The following is a 14714-nucleotide window of genomic DNA, read 5'->3' on the forward strand; positions in this document are numbered from 1 at the left end:
GCGTTCCCAGTTGGTTAATGAACCCAACAGGCGTGTTGAAGTTTACTTTTCTCGGCGGCCTGTATATAATGGGTATCAATCCTGCCTTGCACGTTACGGCGACACATGTTTTGAACCAATGCTGTTTCCTAGGGAGCTCAACATCGCCCTGCGGATGACACGCCCCCGAAAGGGGTAGTCAGCATGCAGCGCTGCGGGCACCCACCTGCGAGAGCGGGTTCAGAAACAAGCGCGTCGGACGGCAAAGGCGGGTTTTCCGTTATTTGGCTTTAAACCCCGGGACGGGCATGGTATGATTAGCTTTAGCGCAGGTCACCCGGAGGGAGAGAGTGGAATTTGCTGAAGAGAGTACTCGTCGGATTAATACGCAGCCAAGAACACACTGGCGACAAGGCGAAGGATCCGAAGCTGAAATCCCATTACTACCGATTGTCGAAAGACAGGGCGTTCGAGGAAGTCGCTTCCGTCCTGAAGAAAATGCAGGGCTACAAGGTGCTGCACGAAGTCCCTAATATCGGAGAGCTTGTGCTTGAAAAGAAGACGATGGCCGGTCGCACGATGGACATCACCATTCAGATCGTAGGCACGGGTCCGGGCAATTCCGCCGTGGACATTTATTCCGCTTCCCGAGGATCGCTCGGCGATCTCGGCGCCAACTACCGCGTGATCCAGGAGATTTACGGCGTCCTGGACAAGAAGCTATCCAATTACAAAAATTGAGGTTTTTCAAATATAGATCGCGATGCAACTCAAAGAAGCGAGGTATAGGCTGGGGCCTTGCCTCGCTTCTGTATGTCGTATGCGAATTGGCGCTTGCGAACTAGAGCAGTGCGCGAACGGCGGCTACGGCAGCTTCGTAGTCCGGATGCTCGGTCATTTCCTTGAGCACTTCGACGTATACGATCTTGTCGCTAGCATCCAGCACGAAGATCGAACGCATGTCGAGGGCGAATTCCTTGATCAGGACGCCGTAGGCCTTGCCGAAGCTGTTGTCCTTGTAGTCCGACAGCAGGACGACGCGGTCGATGCCTGCAGCGCCGCACCAGCGGGCTTGGGCGAAGGGGAGATCGGCGCTGACGGTCAGCACTTGGACTTGTTCGCCGAGCTTGGCTGCTTCCTCGTTGAATCTTCTCGTTTGGGCGTCGCATACGCCCGTGTCGATCGATGGGACAACGCTGATCAACTTGATTTTCCCTGCATAATCTTTGAGGGATACGGTTTCGACGAGGCTCTTGCTCAATTGAAAGTCAGGCGCCTGATCGCCGGCTTGGAGCTCGGGACCGATCAGCGTGATGGGATTGCCTTTGAAAGTTGCTGCTTGACTCCGTTCTTGACTCATGGAATATAGGGCCTCCTTCGGCGAATGGACTTAACGTAACCCATTATAAATGTCGGAATTGCCGTTGTCCAATGATGAATGGCGGCCAGACGAAGGAGCGATGCCCTTTGATTTTTATCCGTTACGAAAGCTTAAGGCAATATCTGCGTTTGTACCCCGTCAATTCGGCGATCATCGCCGCGAATCTGGTCATGTTCATTATCATGCTGTTCAACGGCGATCCTACGCGCGGCGATACGCTGCTTAAATACGGAGCGCTAACGAATCTTCCGGGTTACGATCAAAACTGGAGATTCGTCACTTCACTATTTTTGCACGCCGGTCTTGCTCATCTTGCGATGAACATGTTTGCGATTTTCGTTTTCGCGGCTCCCTTGGAGCGGTTATTCGGACATGCGAAATACGCGTTTTTTTATTTGATCGCCGGCGTGCTCGGCAATGTGTTCGCCGCAGCGCTATCTGGACCGGAATGGACCGCGGTCGGGGCCTCGACGTCCATTTACGCCTTATACGGGGCGTACTTATTCATCGTCATTTTCCAAAGGTACGCGCTTGACCAAGGTTCAAGGTCTACGATTCTCGGCATTCTCGTCGTCGGACTCGTCATGTCCTTTGTCATCCCGGGCATCGGTTATTGGGCGCACGTGGGCGGACTGCTGGCCGGTTTCATTTTGTACGGCTTGATGGGCAGCCGGTTTTTGAATCGATAAGGCAAAGGGAAGGAGCTCTAATCGTGGAGCTTAGGCAATTGCAATACTTTATCCAAGTCGCGCGCCTTCAGCACGTGACCAAGGCGTCGGAGGAGCTCCACGTGGCGCAGTCTGCCGTGAGCCGCCAAATTCATCGGCTGGAAGAGGAGCTCGGCGTGCGGCTGTTCATGCAGCGGGGGCGCAACGTTCAGCTTACGCCGGTCGGGCAGCTGTTCCTGAAGCGCGTGCAAGGCGTGCTGCAGGACCTGGATCGCGCAGTGAACGAAATCCACGAGTTCATGGATCCCGAGCTGGGAGAGATCAGGCTGGGGTTCCCGCACAGTCTCGGCACGCAGCTCATTCCGCAGGTGATCGCCTGCTTCCGCAAGCTGCACCCCGGCGTCAAGTTCAGATTCCGGCAAGGCATGTATCCGTCCCTTATCCGCGACGTCGTGGAAGGAGAGATCGATCTGGCTTTCATCTCGCCGTTTCCCGAGCGGCATGAGCAGGTGACCGGAGAAGTCATTCTGACGGAGGATTTGTATGCGATTTTGCCGCAGAGCCATCCGCTGGCCGGGGAGGAGTCAATCCATCTGGCCGAGCTGAAGGACGATACGTTCGTCTTGTTCAGCAACGGATACTCCCTGCGGCCGCTCGTATGGGATGCTTGCCGGCTCGCCGGGTTCGTGCCGACGATCGGCTTCGAGGGAGAAGAGACCGATACGATTCGCGGATTGGTCGCCGCAGGCATGGGCGTGAGCTTGCTCCCGGAGATGGCGCTCTACCCGACGGGGACGATGATGCCGGCGGTCGTGAAGGTCCGCGAGCCCCACGTCACGCGAACGATCGGTTTGATCAGACGTTCGGGCGAGAAGCCGCAGGCGGTGGTCAAGCTGTTTCACGCCTTCTTGGTGGATTATTTCAGCGCGCATTACAAGCCGATTTGAACCTGGAAACAAAAGGAAAAGGACCGGGCGCAATCCCGGTCCTTTTCCTTTTGCGATTCATGTACTCAGTTCGGCTTAAATGGGTCAGTCTCGGCTGCTCGTGTAAATCAGTACGAGGCGAATCAGCTCGAGGAGCGACATGAGCGCTGCAGCCACGTAAGTCAGCGCCGCTGCGTTCAATACCTTGCCTACGCCGCGTTCTTCGTCTCTCGCGATAAATCCTTCGGCGACCATCACTTGGCGCGCCCGGTTGCTCGCATTGAACTCGACCGGCAGCGTCACCAGCTGAAAGGCGACCGCGGCTGAGAAAAAGATGACGCCGAGTCCGATCAGGTTCGTGGCGGCAAAGATGATGCCGGCGATGAACAGAAAAGGCGCGAGTCCCGACGCGAAGCGTACGATCGGGAACATCCTGTGGCGCAGCACGAGCGCCGGATAATGCTGCTGATGCTGAATGGCATGGCCGACCTCGTGGCAGGCGACGGATACGGCGGCGATGGAGCTTTCGTAGTATACGGGCTCCGACAGCCGAACGACGCGATGGACGGGGTCGTAGTGATCCGACAGCGTGCCTTGGACCGGCTCGATCGGCACGTCGTGAAGGCCGTTGCGGTCGAGCATCCGTCGGGCCGCTTCGTAGCCGGTCAGGCCGGTGGACGTGCGGACTTCGGACCACTTGTTGAACGTGCCTTTGACGCGGAACTGCGCCCAGAGAGACAGAAGAAATGCGGGAATGATCAAGACGTACATCCAATTGGCGTTCATATGCATCTACCTCCGTGGCGTATATTCCATTTAAGTGTACGGACGAGAGGCTACATAAAGTTTCCCTTGTTCAGGAGAAGGAGAAGCGCTTCGATGACCGCTGCCGTCTGCGGCGTTATCGTCTTGAAGAGGCGCTTGGCTTGACCCGGCTTCAACTGCTCGAGGACCGGTTCGAGCTCCTTCACTTCCCGCTCCAGCTGGGAGAGGTGGCTCGACAGGTCGGCAATTTTGCGGTTCACCTGTTCGCTTGGCGATACGCGGCTTAAGGCCGTGAACATCTCCTTGATCTCTTCGAGGGAATACTTTTGAGCCTTCAATTGTTCAATACGTTTGATTCGGTCGAGCGTTTCATCATTATATAGGCGATAATTGCCGTCCGAGCGTTTGGTGGCGGAGAGCAGGCCGAGGCCGGTATAATAGTCGATGGTGCGCGGGCTGACGCCGGACAATCGGGACAGTTCTCCGATCCGGTACAAATGGCGAGGCGGTTCCGCGGCTCCGTGTCGCATGAGCTTATCCCCTTCCTTAAGATCGATATGCGTTTATCATAACCAATCCCAAACCGTACAGTCAAACGTTATGCTTGTGACGAATTTATGCAGCTCTGCTCGAAATGAACCCCGTTGACAGGAATCGTGACATCGATTTCGGAATCCCCGTCTTTTTTATGAACAGTCAACAAAACTCCGCATGTAAGGTTGTGACCCAGTCTTTTAGCGGCTCAGAGGCAAAAACTTCCCTTATTCCTGAACATTCGGCTTCGAATTTATATTTTATGTTAGATATATTAAGGAAAGTCCGAACTTTTATTCGATTTTCTTATTGTCAAATCGGGATCTTCTAACTATAATGACATTAAGGCTTTCTTAAAATGTTATGAAACATTACATGTCGGGGAGTGGTCGTATTGTTAAAGAAGAGTTTGCTCGGTCTGGGCGCATTGTTGCTGTTATTCCCAACGATGGCATTCGCGGCGGACGGTGATCCGTCTGCGGCGACGCTTAATATGGGACTTAACGCCCTGTGGATTTTAGTCGCCGCGATTTTGGTACTGCTCATGCAAGGCGGCTTTATCCTGCTGGAGACCGGCTCCACGCGCATGAAAAATGCCGGTCACGTAGCGGGCAAAACGATCTTTACGGTAGGCCTCGCTTCTCTGGTATACTGGGCGGTAGGTTACGGCATCACGTTCGGCGGCGACGCGAGCGAGAGCCTCAACAAGTTCATGGGCATCGGCAACTTCTTCTTCGATCCGTCGATTCTGGCGGGCGAGGGCGACTCGTATCCTGCTACAATCTTCTTCATTTTCCAACTGGCATTCGCGGCGGTATCGCTCTCGATCGCATGGGGCGGCTTCGCGGAGCGCGCCAAGCTTTCCGTTTACCTCATCTTTACGATCGTCTTCGCGGCAGTTATCTATCCGATCATCGCCCACTGGATCTGGGGCGGCGGCTGGCTGGCCGCAGACGGCGCGCAGGACTACGCCGGCTCCACCGTCGTTCACTTGACCGGCGCGATGGCCGCGTTCGCCGCGACCATCCTGCTCAAGCCGCGGATCGGCAAGTTTAACAAAGACGGCTCCGCTAACGAGATTCTCGGTCACAACCAAGTATTTACGTCCCTGTCCGTATTGCTGCTGTGGGTCGGCTGGTTCGGCTTCAACGCAGGCAGCGCGGTATCCGTAGGCGAAGGGTTCTTCGGCTACGTGGCCTTCACGACCCAATTGGGCGCGGCAGGCGGCGCCGTATCTGCACTGCTGATCTCCTGGCTGGTCAAAGGCAAAGCCGACATCCCGTCCATGTTGAACGGCGCGCTGGCAGGTCTGGTCGCCATCACCGCTTCTTGCGCGTTCGTTGAACCTTGGGCTGCGGTCGTAATCGGTCTTATCGCAGGCGTCCTGGTCTTCGTTAGCGCACAGTTCTTCGAAAAGATTCGCGTCGACGATCCGATCTCCGCGATGTCCGTGCATGGCGCGGCAGGCGTATGGGGCACGCTGGCCAACGGCCTGTTCGCGACCCAGAAGCTCGTCGACCAAGTCGGCGTCGGCAAGGCCGGTCTGTTCTACGGCGGCGGCGGCGAACAGCTGTGGGTACAATTCCTTTCCGTCGTCGTATGCGGCGCCTTCGCTTTCGCTGTATCGTTTGTCGTCCTTTGGGTCATCAAGCAAGTGAGCGGACTTCGCGTTACCGAAGAGCAAGAGATCATCGGTCTCGACCTGAGCGAGCACGGCACTTACGGTTATCCGGAAGCGCTGAAGCGTGCCGGCACGAATACGACGTCCCTCTGATCGACGGTATCATTAATCTTAGCATCGGCGTCCCGACAGGAGGTAGGACCGCATTGTCCCAGATGGACTTGGCACAGCGGTTGCTTGAAATAAACGGCGCGGGCACGCTGCAACAATTGCGGACGATCCGGGAGGAAGTGCAGGAGCGCGTCAGCTCGCTCCTGCGCGAAGAGTACCGGGTCGTTCCGGTCGTCGAAGCGCTGAACGAGCTGCACGACGCTTTAATCCGCCGGGTATTGACGCTGGCGGAGCAGGATACGGCACGGATGGGGCTCGTCGCCCCGCCCGTGCCGTATGCCTATTTCTTATTCGGCAGCGGCGGGCGGGGAGAGCAGACGCTCGCGAGCGACCAGGACAGCGGACTGGTCTATGGCGACTGCGCCGATCCGGAAGAGGCCGAGCTTGCAGCTGCATACTTCGGCGCGCTTGGCTCCCGAATCGTCGCTTCGCTGTTCGAGATCGGCTATCCGCCGTGCGAAGGCAACGTCATCGTATCGAATCCCGAGTGGTGCCTTCCGATCTCGGCTTGGGAACAAAAGGTCGACCGCTGGTTCGCGGAGCCCAGCTGGGAAAACGTTCGATACTTGCTGATCCTGGCGGATGCGCGATTGCTGGCAGGAGACGCCGAGCTAGGCCGCAGATGGAAGGGCCGTTACATCGGCGATATGATGTCGCATGCCGACATAGCGAGGCGCATGCTCGAAAATACGCTTCGGCATAAAGTGTTGATTGGCGTGTTCGGTCAGCTTTTCGTGGAGCATTACGGGGAAAATGCTGGAAGCCTTGACGTTAAGTACGGCGCTTACATCCCGATGGTCAATATTTTTCGCCTGCTCGCCATGCGCGCCGATATTCCCGCGACGAGCACGCTCGGCCGCATTCGAGCGCTCAGGGAGATCGGAGCGCTGAGCGGCGACAAGGCCGACGAGGCAGCCTGGGCGTTCGAGGTGGTCCTGCGTCTTAGGCTGCTCGCCTCGGATCGGGACGACAACGGGCAGTGGGCGGGCAGCGGTAAGCTGAGATCCGCCGTGTTAGACAAGGAAGAGAAAGCTCCGCTCAAGAAGGCGCTGCGGATTTGCAGGCGGCTGCAGCGTCAATTGGAGAAGGAGATGCAACGCCGCTTCGGCGGGAGGTGAACGGCATGAAGGAGCCCAAGAGTCCGATGGGCCGCATGTGGCATTTATACAAGACGGGCGGCATCACGCCGGCGATCGCTTCGATGCTGGGTTCTTCCAATGCGCAGCAGATGGCGTTCATCCGGCAGGTGTCGCGCGACCAACGCAAAGAATCCGCGCTCGATACGCCTTTGTCCGAGATGGAAGCCGTCGTGTTCGACTTGGAGACCACCGGCTTCAATCCTTACAACGGCGACGAGATCCTGTCCGTGGGCGGGGTCTTGATCAAGGGAGGCGAGCTAGAAGCGGCCGAACCGTTCTATCGCCTCGTGAACCCGCGCAGGAAAATTCCCCCGCATATTACCGAATTGACCGGGATCACGGACGCGATGGCGCAGGAAGCTCCCGATCTGATGCAGGGTCTCCACGACTTTCTCGATTTCATCGGGAAACGGGTGCTGATCGCCCACGGCAGCGGTCACGACAAGCAGTTCTTGAATGCCGCTTTGTGGAAGACGTCCAAAGTAAATCTGTCCCATCGCGTGGTCGACACGATGATGGTCGCCAAGTGGCTGGAGCCTCGGCGCAAAAGCTACGGACTCGACGAGCTTCTCGAATCGTACGACATTGAGATCACTTATCGCCATCATGCGCTTCACGACTCTTTGATGACGGCCAAGCTTTGGTTCGCGTTCCTCGAGCTGATCCAGGCCAAGCAGGTGTCGACGCTCGGAGATCTTTACGCTTACCTAAGCAGGCATTAAAGCAACGACAGCCGGAGCCCTTCCCATGTACCGTCGTCGTTCGCCTTGTATGCGCGGACGGCTTCGGAAGGACGGAATCCAATGATAAGGTGGCATCCGAAGCCGTCCCATCCGCGGAGGTCCCTGTCGCTCGGAAGCGGCGGGCTGGCCGGATGAGAGTGAAAAAAGCCGACGACCAATCGTCGGCTTTTTTGCGCTGCGAAAGCGGCGGCGATCCAAGCGCTCGGTTCGAAGGCAAAGGAGGCTTCGGGGGCGGCGGCGGCGTTCGGGATAAATACCGCATCGTGCACCGCCAGGACGGCATCGTCCGATGCCCCGAGCAGAACGCCGCAGGCTTCGAGCGGGATTGCCTCGCGGCAGCCTTCGATGAGGGCGCGCAGCAGCTGTTCGGTCATTTGAACTTCGGGCGAATGGCGCATCGGGCTTCAACCTTTCTCTAGGACTCAGCTTTAATCAGTATGGGCCAGTCACCGGACGGTTGCAATGCCGGAGGCCGAGGGGATGGCGAGAAAGCGCCGAATCCGGTAAGATGGAAGAAGCGACCTAGGCGAAGCGAGGAGAAGGAATTGAAGCGTAACGTTATCATTGTCGTCATTTTTATCGTAGCGATTGCCGGCGTATTGGTCTATAATCTGGCAGGAAACGGAAAGGGCTCGCGCGAGGCGAATAGCGGCTCGGCGATGTCTGAAAACGGCGGCTCGCCAACGAAGGAGGCACCCACGGTAGGATCGTTAGCGCCTGCGCTGAAGCTGTCGTCCTTGGACGATAGCACGACCTACGCGGTAGATCCGAAGGCGCCGCAAGACAAAGTGCTGGTCATCAACTTCTGGGCTTCCTGGTGCGGGCCATGCGATGTCGAGGCGCCTGACCTGGTGAAGCTCTACGAGGAATACAAGGGGAAAATCGAACTGTACGGCGTCAACGCGACGAAGTACGATACGGTCAGGGGCGCCAAGGATTTTGTCAAAGAAAAGGCGATTCCATTCCCTGTTCTCATGGACAAAGACGGCAAGGTCGGGGACGATTATAAGGTGTTCTCGTACCCGATCAGCTTTATCGTGGATCGCCACGGCATCGTCAGGCAACGTATCGAAGGCGCTAAAAGCCTGAAGGAATGGAAGACGATGATCGACGAGGCGATGAAGGACGCGGCTTAGGCTTAACCACCGTACGCGACGCGAGAGAGCGCCCCTCAAGGCCAATGGCCTTAAGGGGCGCTCTCTCGTATAACGCGGTATTATCAGTGGTTGATCAGACCGAGCGCCTCTCGCGGCGCTTCGGGGGCGAAGTCGCTCTGCGACATGCCGAGCAGCGCGTAGCGGATGCTGTCGATGAGCGCTTCCCAGCTCGCTTCGATGACGTTGGAGGAGACGCCGACCGTACTCCAACTTTCCTTAAAGTCGGTCGATTCGATGAGCACGCGGACCTTCGCGGCCGTCGTTTCCTTTTCGTCCAGCACACGGACCTTGTAGTCGGACAGGTGGATCTCCCGAATGCCCGGGAAGTACTGGGAGAGCGCTTTGCGAAGCGCGTTGTCCAGCGCGTTGACCGGGCCGTTGCCTTCGGCGGCCGTGTACACCTGCTGGCCGCCGACGTTCAGCTTGACGATCGCTTCGGTCTGCGTGCCGCCCGCCTTGGATTTCTCGACGAGAATCTTGAACGATTCGACGGAGAACACATCGACGATATCGGTGTATGCTTCGCGAAGCAGCAGCTCCAGGGAGGCATCGGCGCCCTCGAATTGATAACCCTCGTGTTCCAGCTGCTTGATCCGTTCGATCACGCCCTTTGCCTTGGCGCTGTCGGTGGTCACGTCGAGCCCCATCTCCTGGGCTTTGGACAGGATGTTGCTCTGTCCGGCGAGCTCGGAGACGAGCACGCGCTGCTTGTTGCCGACGAGCTCCGGCGCGATATGCTCATAGGTCTTCGAATCCTTCAAGATCGCCGATACGTGGATGCCGCCCTTATGGGCGAACGCTGCCGTGCCGACATAAGGCTGATTGACGGGGAGCATCACGTTCGCGATCTCGCCGACGTAGCGCGCTACGGACGTCAAGGAGCGAAGCTGCTCGTCGGAGACGACCGGGTATCCGAGCTTGAGCTGAAGCGTCGGGATAATCGAACAGAGGTTGGCGTTGCCGCAGCGCTCGCCGTAGCCGTTGATCGTCCCTTGGATCTGGCGCGCGCCGGCGGAGACGGCGGCCAGCGTGTTGGCGACGGCAAGCTCGCAGTCGTTGTGCGTGTGGATGCCGATCGGCGCTTTGACCTGGGCCGTGACGCTGGACACGATCTCGGAGATCTCGCTCGGCAGCGTCCCGCCGTTCGTGTCGCACAGCACGATCCAGTCGGCGCCGGCTTCGCGGGCGCGCGTCAGCGCGGCCAGTGCGTATTCGGGATTCGCTTTGTATCCGTCGAAGAAGTGCTCCGAATCGAAAACGGCTTCGAGTCCGTGACGCTTCAGAAAAGCGATCGACTCGCCGATCATCGCCAGGTTCTCCTCGAGCGTCGTCTGCAGGGCCGTGTGGACATGAAAATCCCATGTCTTGCCGACTAGCGTCGCAGCTTTTGCGCCGGATTCGATCAGATTGCGCAGATTGCCGTCCTGCTCGCAGGTGCTGTTCTTGCGGCGCGTGCTGCCGAACGCCGTGAGCTTGGCGTTAAGGTTAAGCTCGCGTGCGCGCTTGAAAAATTCGATGTCTTTGCTGTTGCTGCCGGGATTGCCGCCTTCAATATAGTGAATGCCCAGCGCGTCAAGCTTCAGGGCGATCTTGAGCTTATCCTCGGCTGTCAGGCTGATGCCTTCTCCCTGGGTGCCGTCGCGAAGCGTCGTATCGAAAATGCTGATGGATTGGGTCATGGATGAAGGTACCTCCCAAGGACGTGAATAGCCAGTCGGCGAATATTTTAATTATTATAACATGCGATGCACCAATTGTAGAGGGAGGAATGCCGGAAGGACCGGGCGCCGGGTGACCGCGGAGCCTTCGCGTATTATAATGAAAGAAGCCGAAAAACGCGCGAGGAGAATGAGCAAAATGGATGGCGGGGTCCGCGAAAAGCGCGGTAGAATCATATTGCATATGGACATGAACGCTTTTTACTGCTCGGTCCATGCGGCAGAGCGACCCGATCTTTATAAAGGAAAGCCGACCGCCGTGGCCGGCAGCGTAGAGCTGCGCAAGGGGATCGTCGTCACGAGCTCCTACGAAGCGAGGGCCAAGGGCGTCAAGACGGGAATGACGGTCAGGCAGGCCGAACGGGTATGTCCCCAACTGATCCTCATCTCGCCGGACTTCGATCTTTACAGGCAATATTCCCGAGGCTTCAGACGCATCGCAGGCGCCTACACGCCGCAAATCGAGTCCGTGTCGATCGACGAGTGCTTCCTCGATATTACCGGCAGCTCCCAGTTCGGCACCGCGATCGAGATCGCCGAAGCGATCCGCCGCAGGGTGAAGGAGGAGCTCGGATTGCCGTGCTCCATCGGCATCGGACCGAACAAGCTGCTCGCCAAGATGGGCTCCGACATGCGCAAACCCGACGCGGTCACCGTCGTGCGGCGGCGGGACGTGCCCAAGCTGCTGTGGGGGAAGCCCTGCCAAACGTTGTATGGGATCGGCGGCAAAACCGCGGAGAAGCTATTGAGGATGAACATTCGCACGATCGGCGAGCTGGCCGCCGCCGACGAGAAGCTGCTGAAGGACAAATTCGGCGTTTACGGCGCTTGGATGAAGCGGGCCGCGCACGGGCTGGACGATTCTCCCGTCGAGCCGGTCCGGGATGCGGCCAAGTCGGTCGGGCATACGACGACGCTCCCGGCCGATCTGACCAAGCGCGAGGAGTTCCGTCGCGTCCTGCTGAATTTGGCGGATCAGACCGCGCGGCGGCTCAGGCGGGAAGGCATGATGTGCAGGGCGGTCCAGATCACGATCCGCGATCCGGACATGAAGACGATCACGCGCTCCCATACGGTCGACGTGCCGACCGAGAGCGCCGAGGACGTATACAAAGTCGCCTGCAAGCTTATGGACGCGAACTGGCGCGAAGGAGAGCCGGTCCGACTGCTCGGCATCACGCTGCAGAGCCTGTCCCCGAAGACCGAGACGCCTGTCCAGCTGGACCTTTTCGAATACGAGGAGACTCCGCGAAAAGAGCAGCTCGTCTCCGTACTCGACCGGCTTCGGGACAAATTCGGCGAGAGCGCGGTGCTCACGGCCGGCATGCTGACCAACGATCCGTCATCCTTGATTCGCAACAAGAAGATCAGGGGAACCTCCCTACAGACCGACTTTTTGCGCGAGAAGGAAGACGGCGAATAACGCCGCTATAAGCCGGGGCTATAGCCCGGTATTCCTTATTTTTATTTGAAAGTCGCGGTCTTTTGTATTATATTTGGATTTAACCGGCGAACGTTTCCGCGTATTGCAGGCGGGATTGACTTTTTTAGGAGGCTTATCATATTATGGCTAAATTTACGTATGTCGATAAAGACACTTGCATCGCGTGCGGCGCATGCGGCGCCACGGCACCCGATATTTACGATTATGACGACGAGGGTCTGGCAGAGGTCATCTACAAGGGCGACGCCAACCGCGGCACGACCGAGATTCCCGAGGAATTGTACGACGACCTCCAAGACGCTTCCGACGGCTGCCCGACGGATTCGATTCAAATCGCCGACGAGCCGTTTAATATGTAGCTCGCGATTTCATTCGCGGATCGACGACATCAGCCTTCCCGACAGCCGCCAGGCTAGGGAAGGTTTTTTTGCGACCTTTTTTGACAAAATTTGAACAATCTCGCGCCGGATTCAAGTATACTAGCTATGAAACGTCGATCGAATCGCAAAGGGCAGGGGAACCCGTGAGAGAGAAAATCAAAAGATTGGCCATCTTGATGAACGCGCTGCTGCTGATCGCTCTGTTTTTCGCGCACAGCGAGCGATGGCTCGGCCGTCTCGACAACATGCTTTACGACTACAATATGAAGCAAGCCGCGGGCCAACCGCCCAAGGATATCGTCGTCGTCGCGATCGACAACGATTCGCTCGCGGAGCTTGGCCGTTTTCCTTGGGACCGTGCCGTCTATGCGCCGTTCCTCGACATGCTGAACCAGCCGGGCAGCGAACCGAAGGCGATCGGCTTCGATATTACGTTCAACGAAGAGACGAACGCGGACAGCGATCAGGCGTTCGCGGACGCGCTCGCCGCGTACGACAATGTCATCCTGCCCGTCATCGGGGATACGGAGGGCGACGTGTTCGGCGAGACCGTCGCTAGGCCCGATTCACTGCTCAAGGCCTATCGAATAGACGGTCCGCTGCCCCTGTTCGCGGAGCACGTCAAGCTGGCGAACATCAACCGGGTCGCGAGCCCCGACGGCGTCATCCGCCAGACGTGGCTCAAGATCCAGGACGAGGAAGGCACGGTATACCCGTCGCTCGCCTACATGGCGGCGGACATGGCCGGCGCGGACTTGACCGCTTACGACGGGATGACGGATCCCGGCAAAGTTTTCGAAAAAAACAACGCGGTCGCCAAAAACACGATCACGATCGACTACCGGCTGAACACGGAGGACGTCACGACCGTATCGTTCAGCAGGGTGCTGAACGGCGAGATCGATCCGAGCGTTTTCAAGGATTCGGTCGTGCTGGTCGGCTTCACCGCAGTCGGATTGTCCGACGACTCGGGACAGGACAGCGGGACGACGCCGATCGAAAAGAAGATGCAGCTCGTCTACGTGCACGCCAATATCGTGAACCAGCTGCTTAGCGGCACGTCGGTCGGCTACGCGCCGGCTTGGACGATCTGGCTGGGCGGACTCGTCCTATTCCTCCTGTTTATCCTGCTGCCGTGGCGCCTCAAAAACATCTACTCGATCCTGCTGTATCTCGCGGCGGCTTCCGGGCTGGTCTACGGCCAGATGCTCGCGTACGATGCCTACAAGATTCAGATCGGCGTCGCGGACACGATCCTCGCGGTCACGCTCGCTTACCTGACCAACGTGTCGCTCAAGTCCTATCTCGAGAGCGCGCAGAAGCACTTCGTCACGCGCCAATTCGGGCGCTACATATCGCCCGACCTGGTCAAGCAGATCGTCTCCCAGGATATCGACATCAAGCTCGGCGGCGACTCGAAGACGATTACCGTCTTGTTCCTGGACATCCGGGGTTTCACGCCGCTGTCCGAAAAGCTGTCGCCACCGGAGCTGGTCGATACGCTGAACACGATGTTCAACATGATCACGGAGACGACGCTCGCCAACAGGGGCACGATCGACAAATTCATCGGGGACGCGGCCATGATCCTGTTCAACGCGCCGCTCGACGTCGAAGAGCACGAACGGCTCGCCGTAAAGACGGCCTACGAGATTCAACAGGGCATGAACGAGATCAGGCGCGCGATCCGGGAAAAGTACGGCTGCGAGGTCAACGTCGGCATCGGCATTCATACCGGCACCGTCGTCGTCGGCAATATCGGTTCGTACTTGCGCGTCGACTACACGGCGATCGGCGACAACGTCAACATCGCGGCGCGGATCGAATCGCAGACGAAACCCGGGCAGATTATGGTGTCCGATGCCGTATATGCCAAGACAGCCGCCTATTTCCGGTTCGACGACGGCGAGGATCGCATGTTCAAGGGCAAGTCGCTGCCGATCCGCGTCTACGAGCTGCTCGGCATCGCCGGCGAGCCCGCTGCGGCGATTGCTGCGATGAAGGACGATCAGACCGCGATTTAGAGACTTTTGTCGGATTTTCCCGGAATTAAGCTTCTATACAATAGTAATTAACGAGTCACTAGAC

At 57.9% G+C, this 14714-nt stretch carries 15 protein-coding genes and 1 other RNA gene; 11 read left to right on the plus strand and 5 right to left on the minus strand.

Features of this window, described 5'->3' with window-relative positions; genetic code table 11:
- Window positions 1–75: 75 nt before the first annotated feature.
- Both ssrS and BM235_RS18205 read left to right on the plus strand, forming a co-directional pair.
- Window positions 76–258, plus strand: a non-coding RNA gene (gene ssrS, locus BM235_RS18200) — 6S RNA.
- A 78-nt stretch (window positions 259–336) separates the two neighbouring features.
- Complete coding sequence (locus tag BM235_RS18205; RefSeq protein WP_090115646.1) at window positions 337–720, plus strand: DUF1499 domain-containing protein; 384 nt, start codon at window positions 337–339, stop codon at window positions 718–720.
- A 100-nt stretch (window positions 721–820) separates the two neighbouring features.
- Here the strand turns inward: BM235_RS18205 and tpx are convergent, their stop codons facing one another.
- On the minus strand, window positions 821–1339 hold the full coding sequence (tpx, locus tag BM235_RS18210) for a thiol peroxidase (RefSeq protein ID WP_090115647.1): 519 nt from the start codon (window positions 1337–1339) through the stop codon (window positions 821–823).
- Window positions 1340–1446: 107 nt separating this feature from the next.
- Between tpx and BM235_RS18215 the strand changes: the two genes are divergently transcribed.
- Both BM235_RS18215 and BM235_RS18220 read left to right on the plus strand, forming a co-directional pair.
- Window positions 1447–2049 carry a rhomboid family intramembrane serine protease gene (locus tag BM235_RS18215; protein WP_090115648.1) on the plus strand — a complete coding sequence of 201 codons (603 nt, stop codon included), beginning with the start codon at window positions 1447–1449 and terminating at the stop codon, window positions 2047–2049.
- Window positions 2050–2072: 23 nt separating this feature from the next.
- Window positions 2073–2975 carry a LysR family transcriptional regulator gene (locus BM235_RS18220; protein WP_090115649.1) on the plus strand — a complete coding sequence of 301 codons (903 nt, stop codon included), beginning with the start codon at window positions 2073–2075 and terminating at the stop codon, window positions 2973–2975.
- An 84-nt stretch (window positions 2976–3059) separates the two neighbouring features.
- Here the strand turns inward: BM235_RS18220 and BM235_RS18225 are convergent, their stop codons facing one another.
- Window positions 3060–3740, minus strand: a complete 681-nt coding sequence (locus tag BM235_RS18225) for a zinc metallopeptidase (protein ID WP_090115650.1) — start codon at window positions 3738–3740, stop codon at window positions 3060–3062.
- Window positions 3741–3790: 50 nt separating this feature from the next.
- On the minus strand, window positions 3791–4249 hold the full coding sequence (locus tag BM235_RS18230) for a MerR family transcriptional regulator (protein WP_090115651.1): 459 nt from the start codon (window positions 4247–4249) through the stop codon (window positions 3791–3793).
- A gap of 398 nt (window positions 4250–4647) precedes the next feature.
- Here BM235_RS18230 and BM235_RS18235 point away from each other — a divergent pair, with 398 nt between their 5' ends.
- The 3 genes from BM235_RS18235 (at window position 4648) to BM235_RS18245 (ending at window position 7906) form a co-directional block, all read left to right on the plus strand.
- Complete coding sequence (locus tag BM235_RS18235; RefSeq protein ID WP_090115652.1) at window positions 4648–6027, plus strand: ammonium transporter; 1380 nt, start codon at window positions 4648–4650, stop codon at window positions 6025–6027.
- Between the two features lie 62 nt (window positions 6028–6089).
- Window positions 6090–7163 carry a DUF294 nucleotidyltransferase-like domain-containing protein gene (locus tag BM235_RS18240; protein ID WP_090115751.1) on the plus strand — a complete coding sequence of 358 codons (1074 nt, stop codon included), beginning with the start codon at window positions 6090–6092 and terminating at the stop codon, window positions 7161–7163.
- Window positions 7164–7168: 5 nt separating this feature from the next.
- Window positions 7169–7906 (plus strand): exonuclease domain-containing protein, encoded by a 738-nt coding sequence (locus BM235_RS18245; protein WP_090115653.1) that lies wholly within the window; start codon window positions 7169–7171, stop codon window positions 7904–7906.
- Here BM235_RS18245 and BM235_RS32990 read toward each other — a convergent pair.
- Window positions 7903–8325 carry a Mov34/MPN/PAD-1 family protein gene (locus BM235_RS32990; protein ID WP_090115654.1) on the minus strand — a complete coding sequence of 141 codons (423 nt, stop codon included), beginning with the start codon at window positions 8323–8325 and terminating at the stop codon, window positions 7903–7905. The genes BM235_RS18245 and BM235_RS32990 overlap by 4 nt on opposite strands.
- 147 nt (window positions 8326–8472) lie before the next feature.
- On the opposite strand from BM235_RS32990, the gene BM235_RS18255 reads away from it, so the two are divergent.
- Window positions 8473–9063, plus strand: coding sequence for a TlpA family protein disulfide reductase (locus BM235_RS18255; RefSeq protein WP_090115655.1), 591 nt, complete (start codon window positions 8473–8475; stop codon window positions 9061–9063).
- Window positions 9064–9146: 83 nt separating this feature from the next.
- Here the strand turns inward: BM235_RS18255 and cimA are convergent, their stop codons facing one another.
- Window positions 9147–10763 (minus strand): citramalate synthase, encoded by a 1617-nt coding sequence (cimA, locus tag BM235_RS18260; RefSeq protein ID WP_090115656.1) that lies wholly within the window; start codon window positions 10761–10763, stop codon window positions 9147–9149.
- A 178-nt stretch (window positions 10764–10941) separates the two neighbouring features.
- On the opposite strand from cimA, the gene BM235_RS18265 reads away from it, so the two are divergent.
- The 3 genes from BM235_RS18265 to BM235_RS18275 all read left to right on the plus strand — a co-directional run bounded on the left by BM235_RS18265 (window position 10942) and on the right by BM235_RS18275 (window position 14650).
- Window positions 10942–12225 carry a DNA polymerase IV gene (locus BM235_RS18265; protein ID WP_090115657.1) on the plus strand — a complete coding sequence of 428 codons (1284 nt, stop codon included), beginning with the start codon at window positions 10942–10944 and terminating at the stop codon, window positions 12223–12225.
- A gap of 143 nt (window positions 12226–12368) precedes the next feature.
- Window positions 12369–12605: a ferredoxin gene (locus BM235_RS18270; RefSeq protein WP_090115658.1), complete on the plus strand. Its 237-nt coding sequence runs from the start codon at window positions 12369–12371 to the stop codon at window positions 12603–12605.
- Window positions 12606–12769: 164 nt separating this feature from the next.
- Window positions 12770–14650, plus strand: a complete 1881-nt coding sequence (locus BM235_RS18275; RefSeq protein ID WP_143106700.1) for a CHASE2 domain-containing protein — start codon at window positions 12770–12772, stop codon at window positions 14648–14650.
- Window positions 14651–14714: the final 64 nt, after the last annotated feature.

This window comes from Cohnella sp. OV330, assembly GCF_900112065.1.
GTDB lineage: Bacteria > Bacillota > Bacilli > Paenibacillales > Paenibacillaceae > Cohnella.

Coding starts and splice junctions, on each gene's coding strand:
- tpx (WP_090115647.1), bottom strand. CDS start 1,339: ATGAGTCAAGAACGGAGTCAAGCAGCAACTTTCAAAGGCAATCCCATC.
- BM235_RS18225 (WP_090115650.1), bottom strand. CDS start 3,740: ATGAACGCCAATTGGATGTACGTCTTGATCATTCCCGCATTTCTTCTG.
- BM235_RS18230 (WP_090115651.1), bottom strand. CDS start 4,249: ATGCGACACGGAGCCGCGGAACCGCCTCGCCATTTGTACCGGATCGGA.
- BM235_RS18240 (WP_090115751.1), top strand. CDS start 6,090: ATGGACTTGGCACAGCGGTTGCTTGAAATAAACGGCGCGGGCACGCTG.
- BM235_RS18245 (WP_090115653.1), top strand. CDS start 7,169: ATGAAGGAGCCCAAGAGTCCGATGGGCCGCATGTGGCATTTATACAAG.
- BM235_RS32990 (WP_090115654.1), bottom strand. CDS start 8,325: ATGCGCCATTCGCCCGAAGTTCAAATGACCGAACAGCTGCTGCGCGCC.
- cimA (WP_090115656.1), bottom strand. CDS start 10,763: ATGACCCAATCCATCAGCATTTTCGATACGACGCTTCGCGACGGCACC.
- BM235_RS18265 (WP_090115657.1), top strand. CDS start 10,942: ATGGATGGCGGGGTCCGCGAAAAGCGCGGTAGAATCATATTGCATATG.
- BM235_RS18270 (WP_090115658.1), top strand. CDS start 12,369: ATGGCTAAATTTACGTATGTCGATAAAGACACTTGCATCGCGTGCGGC.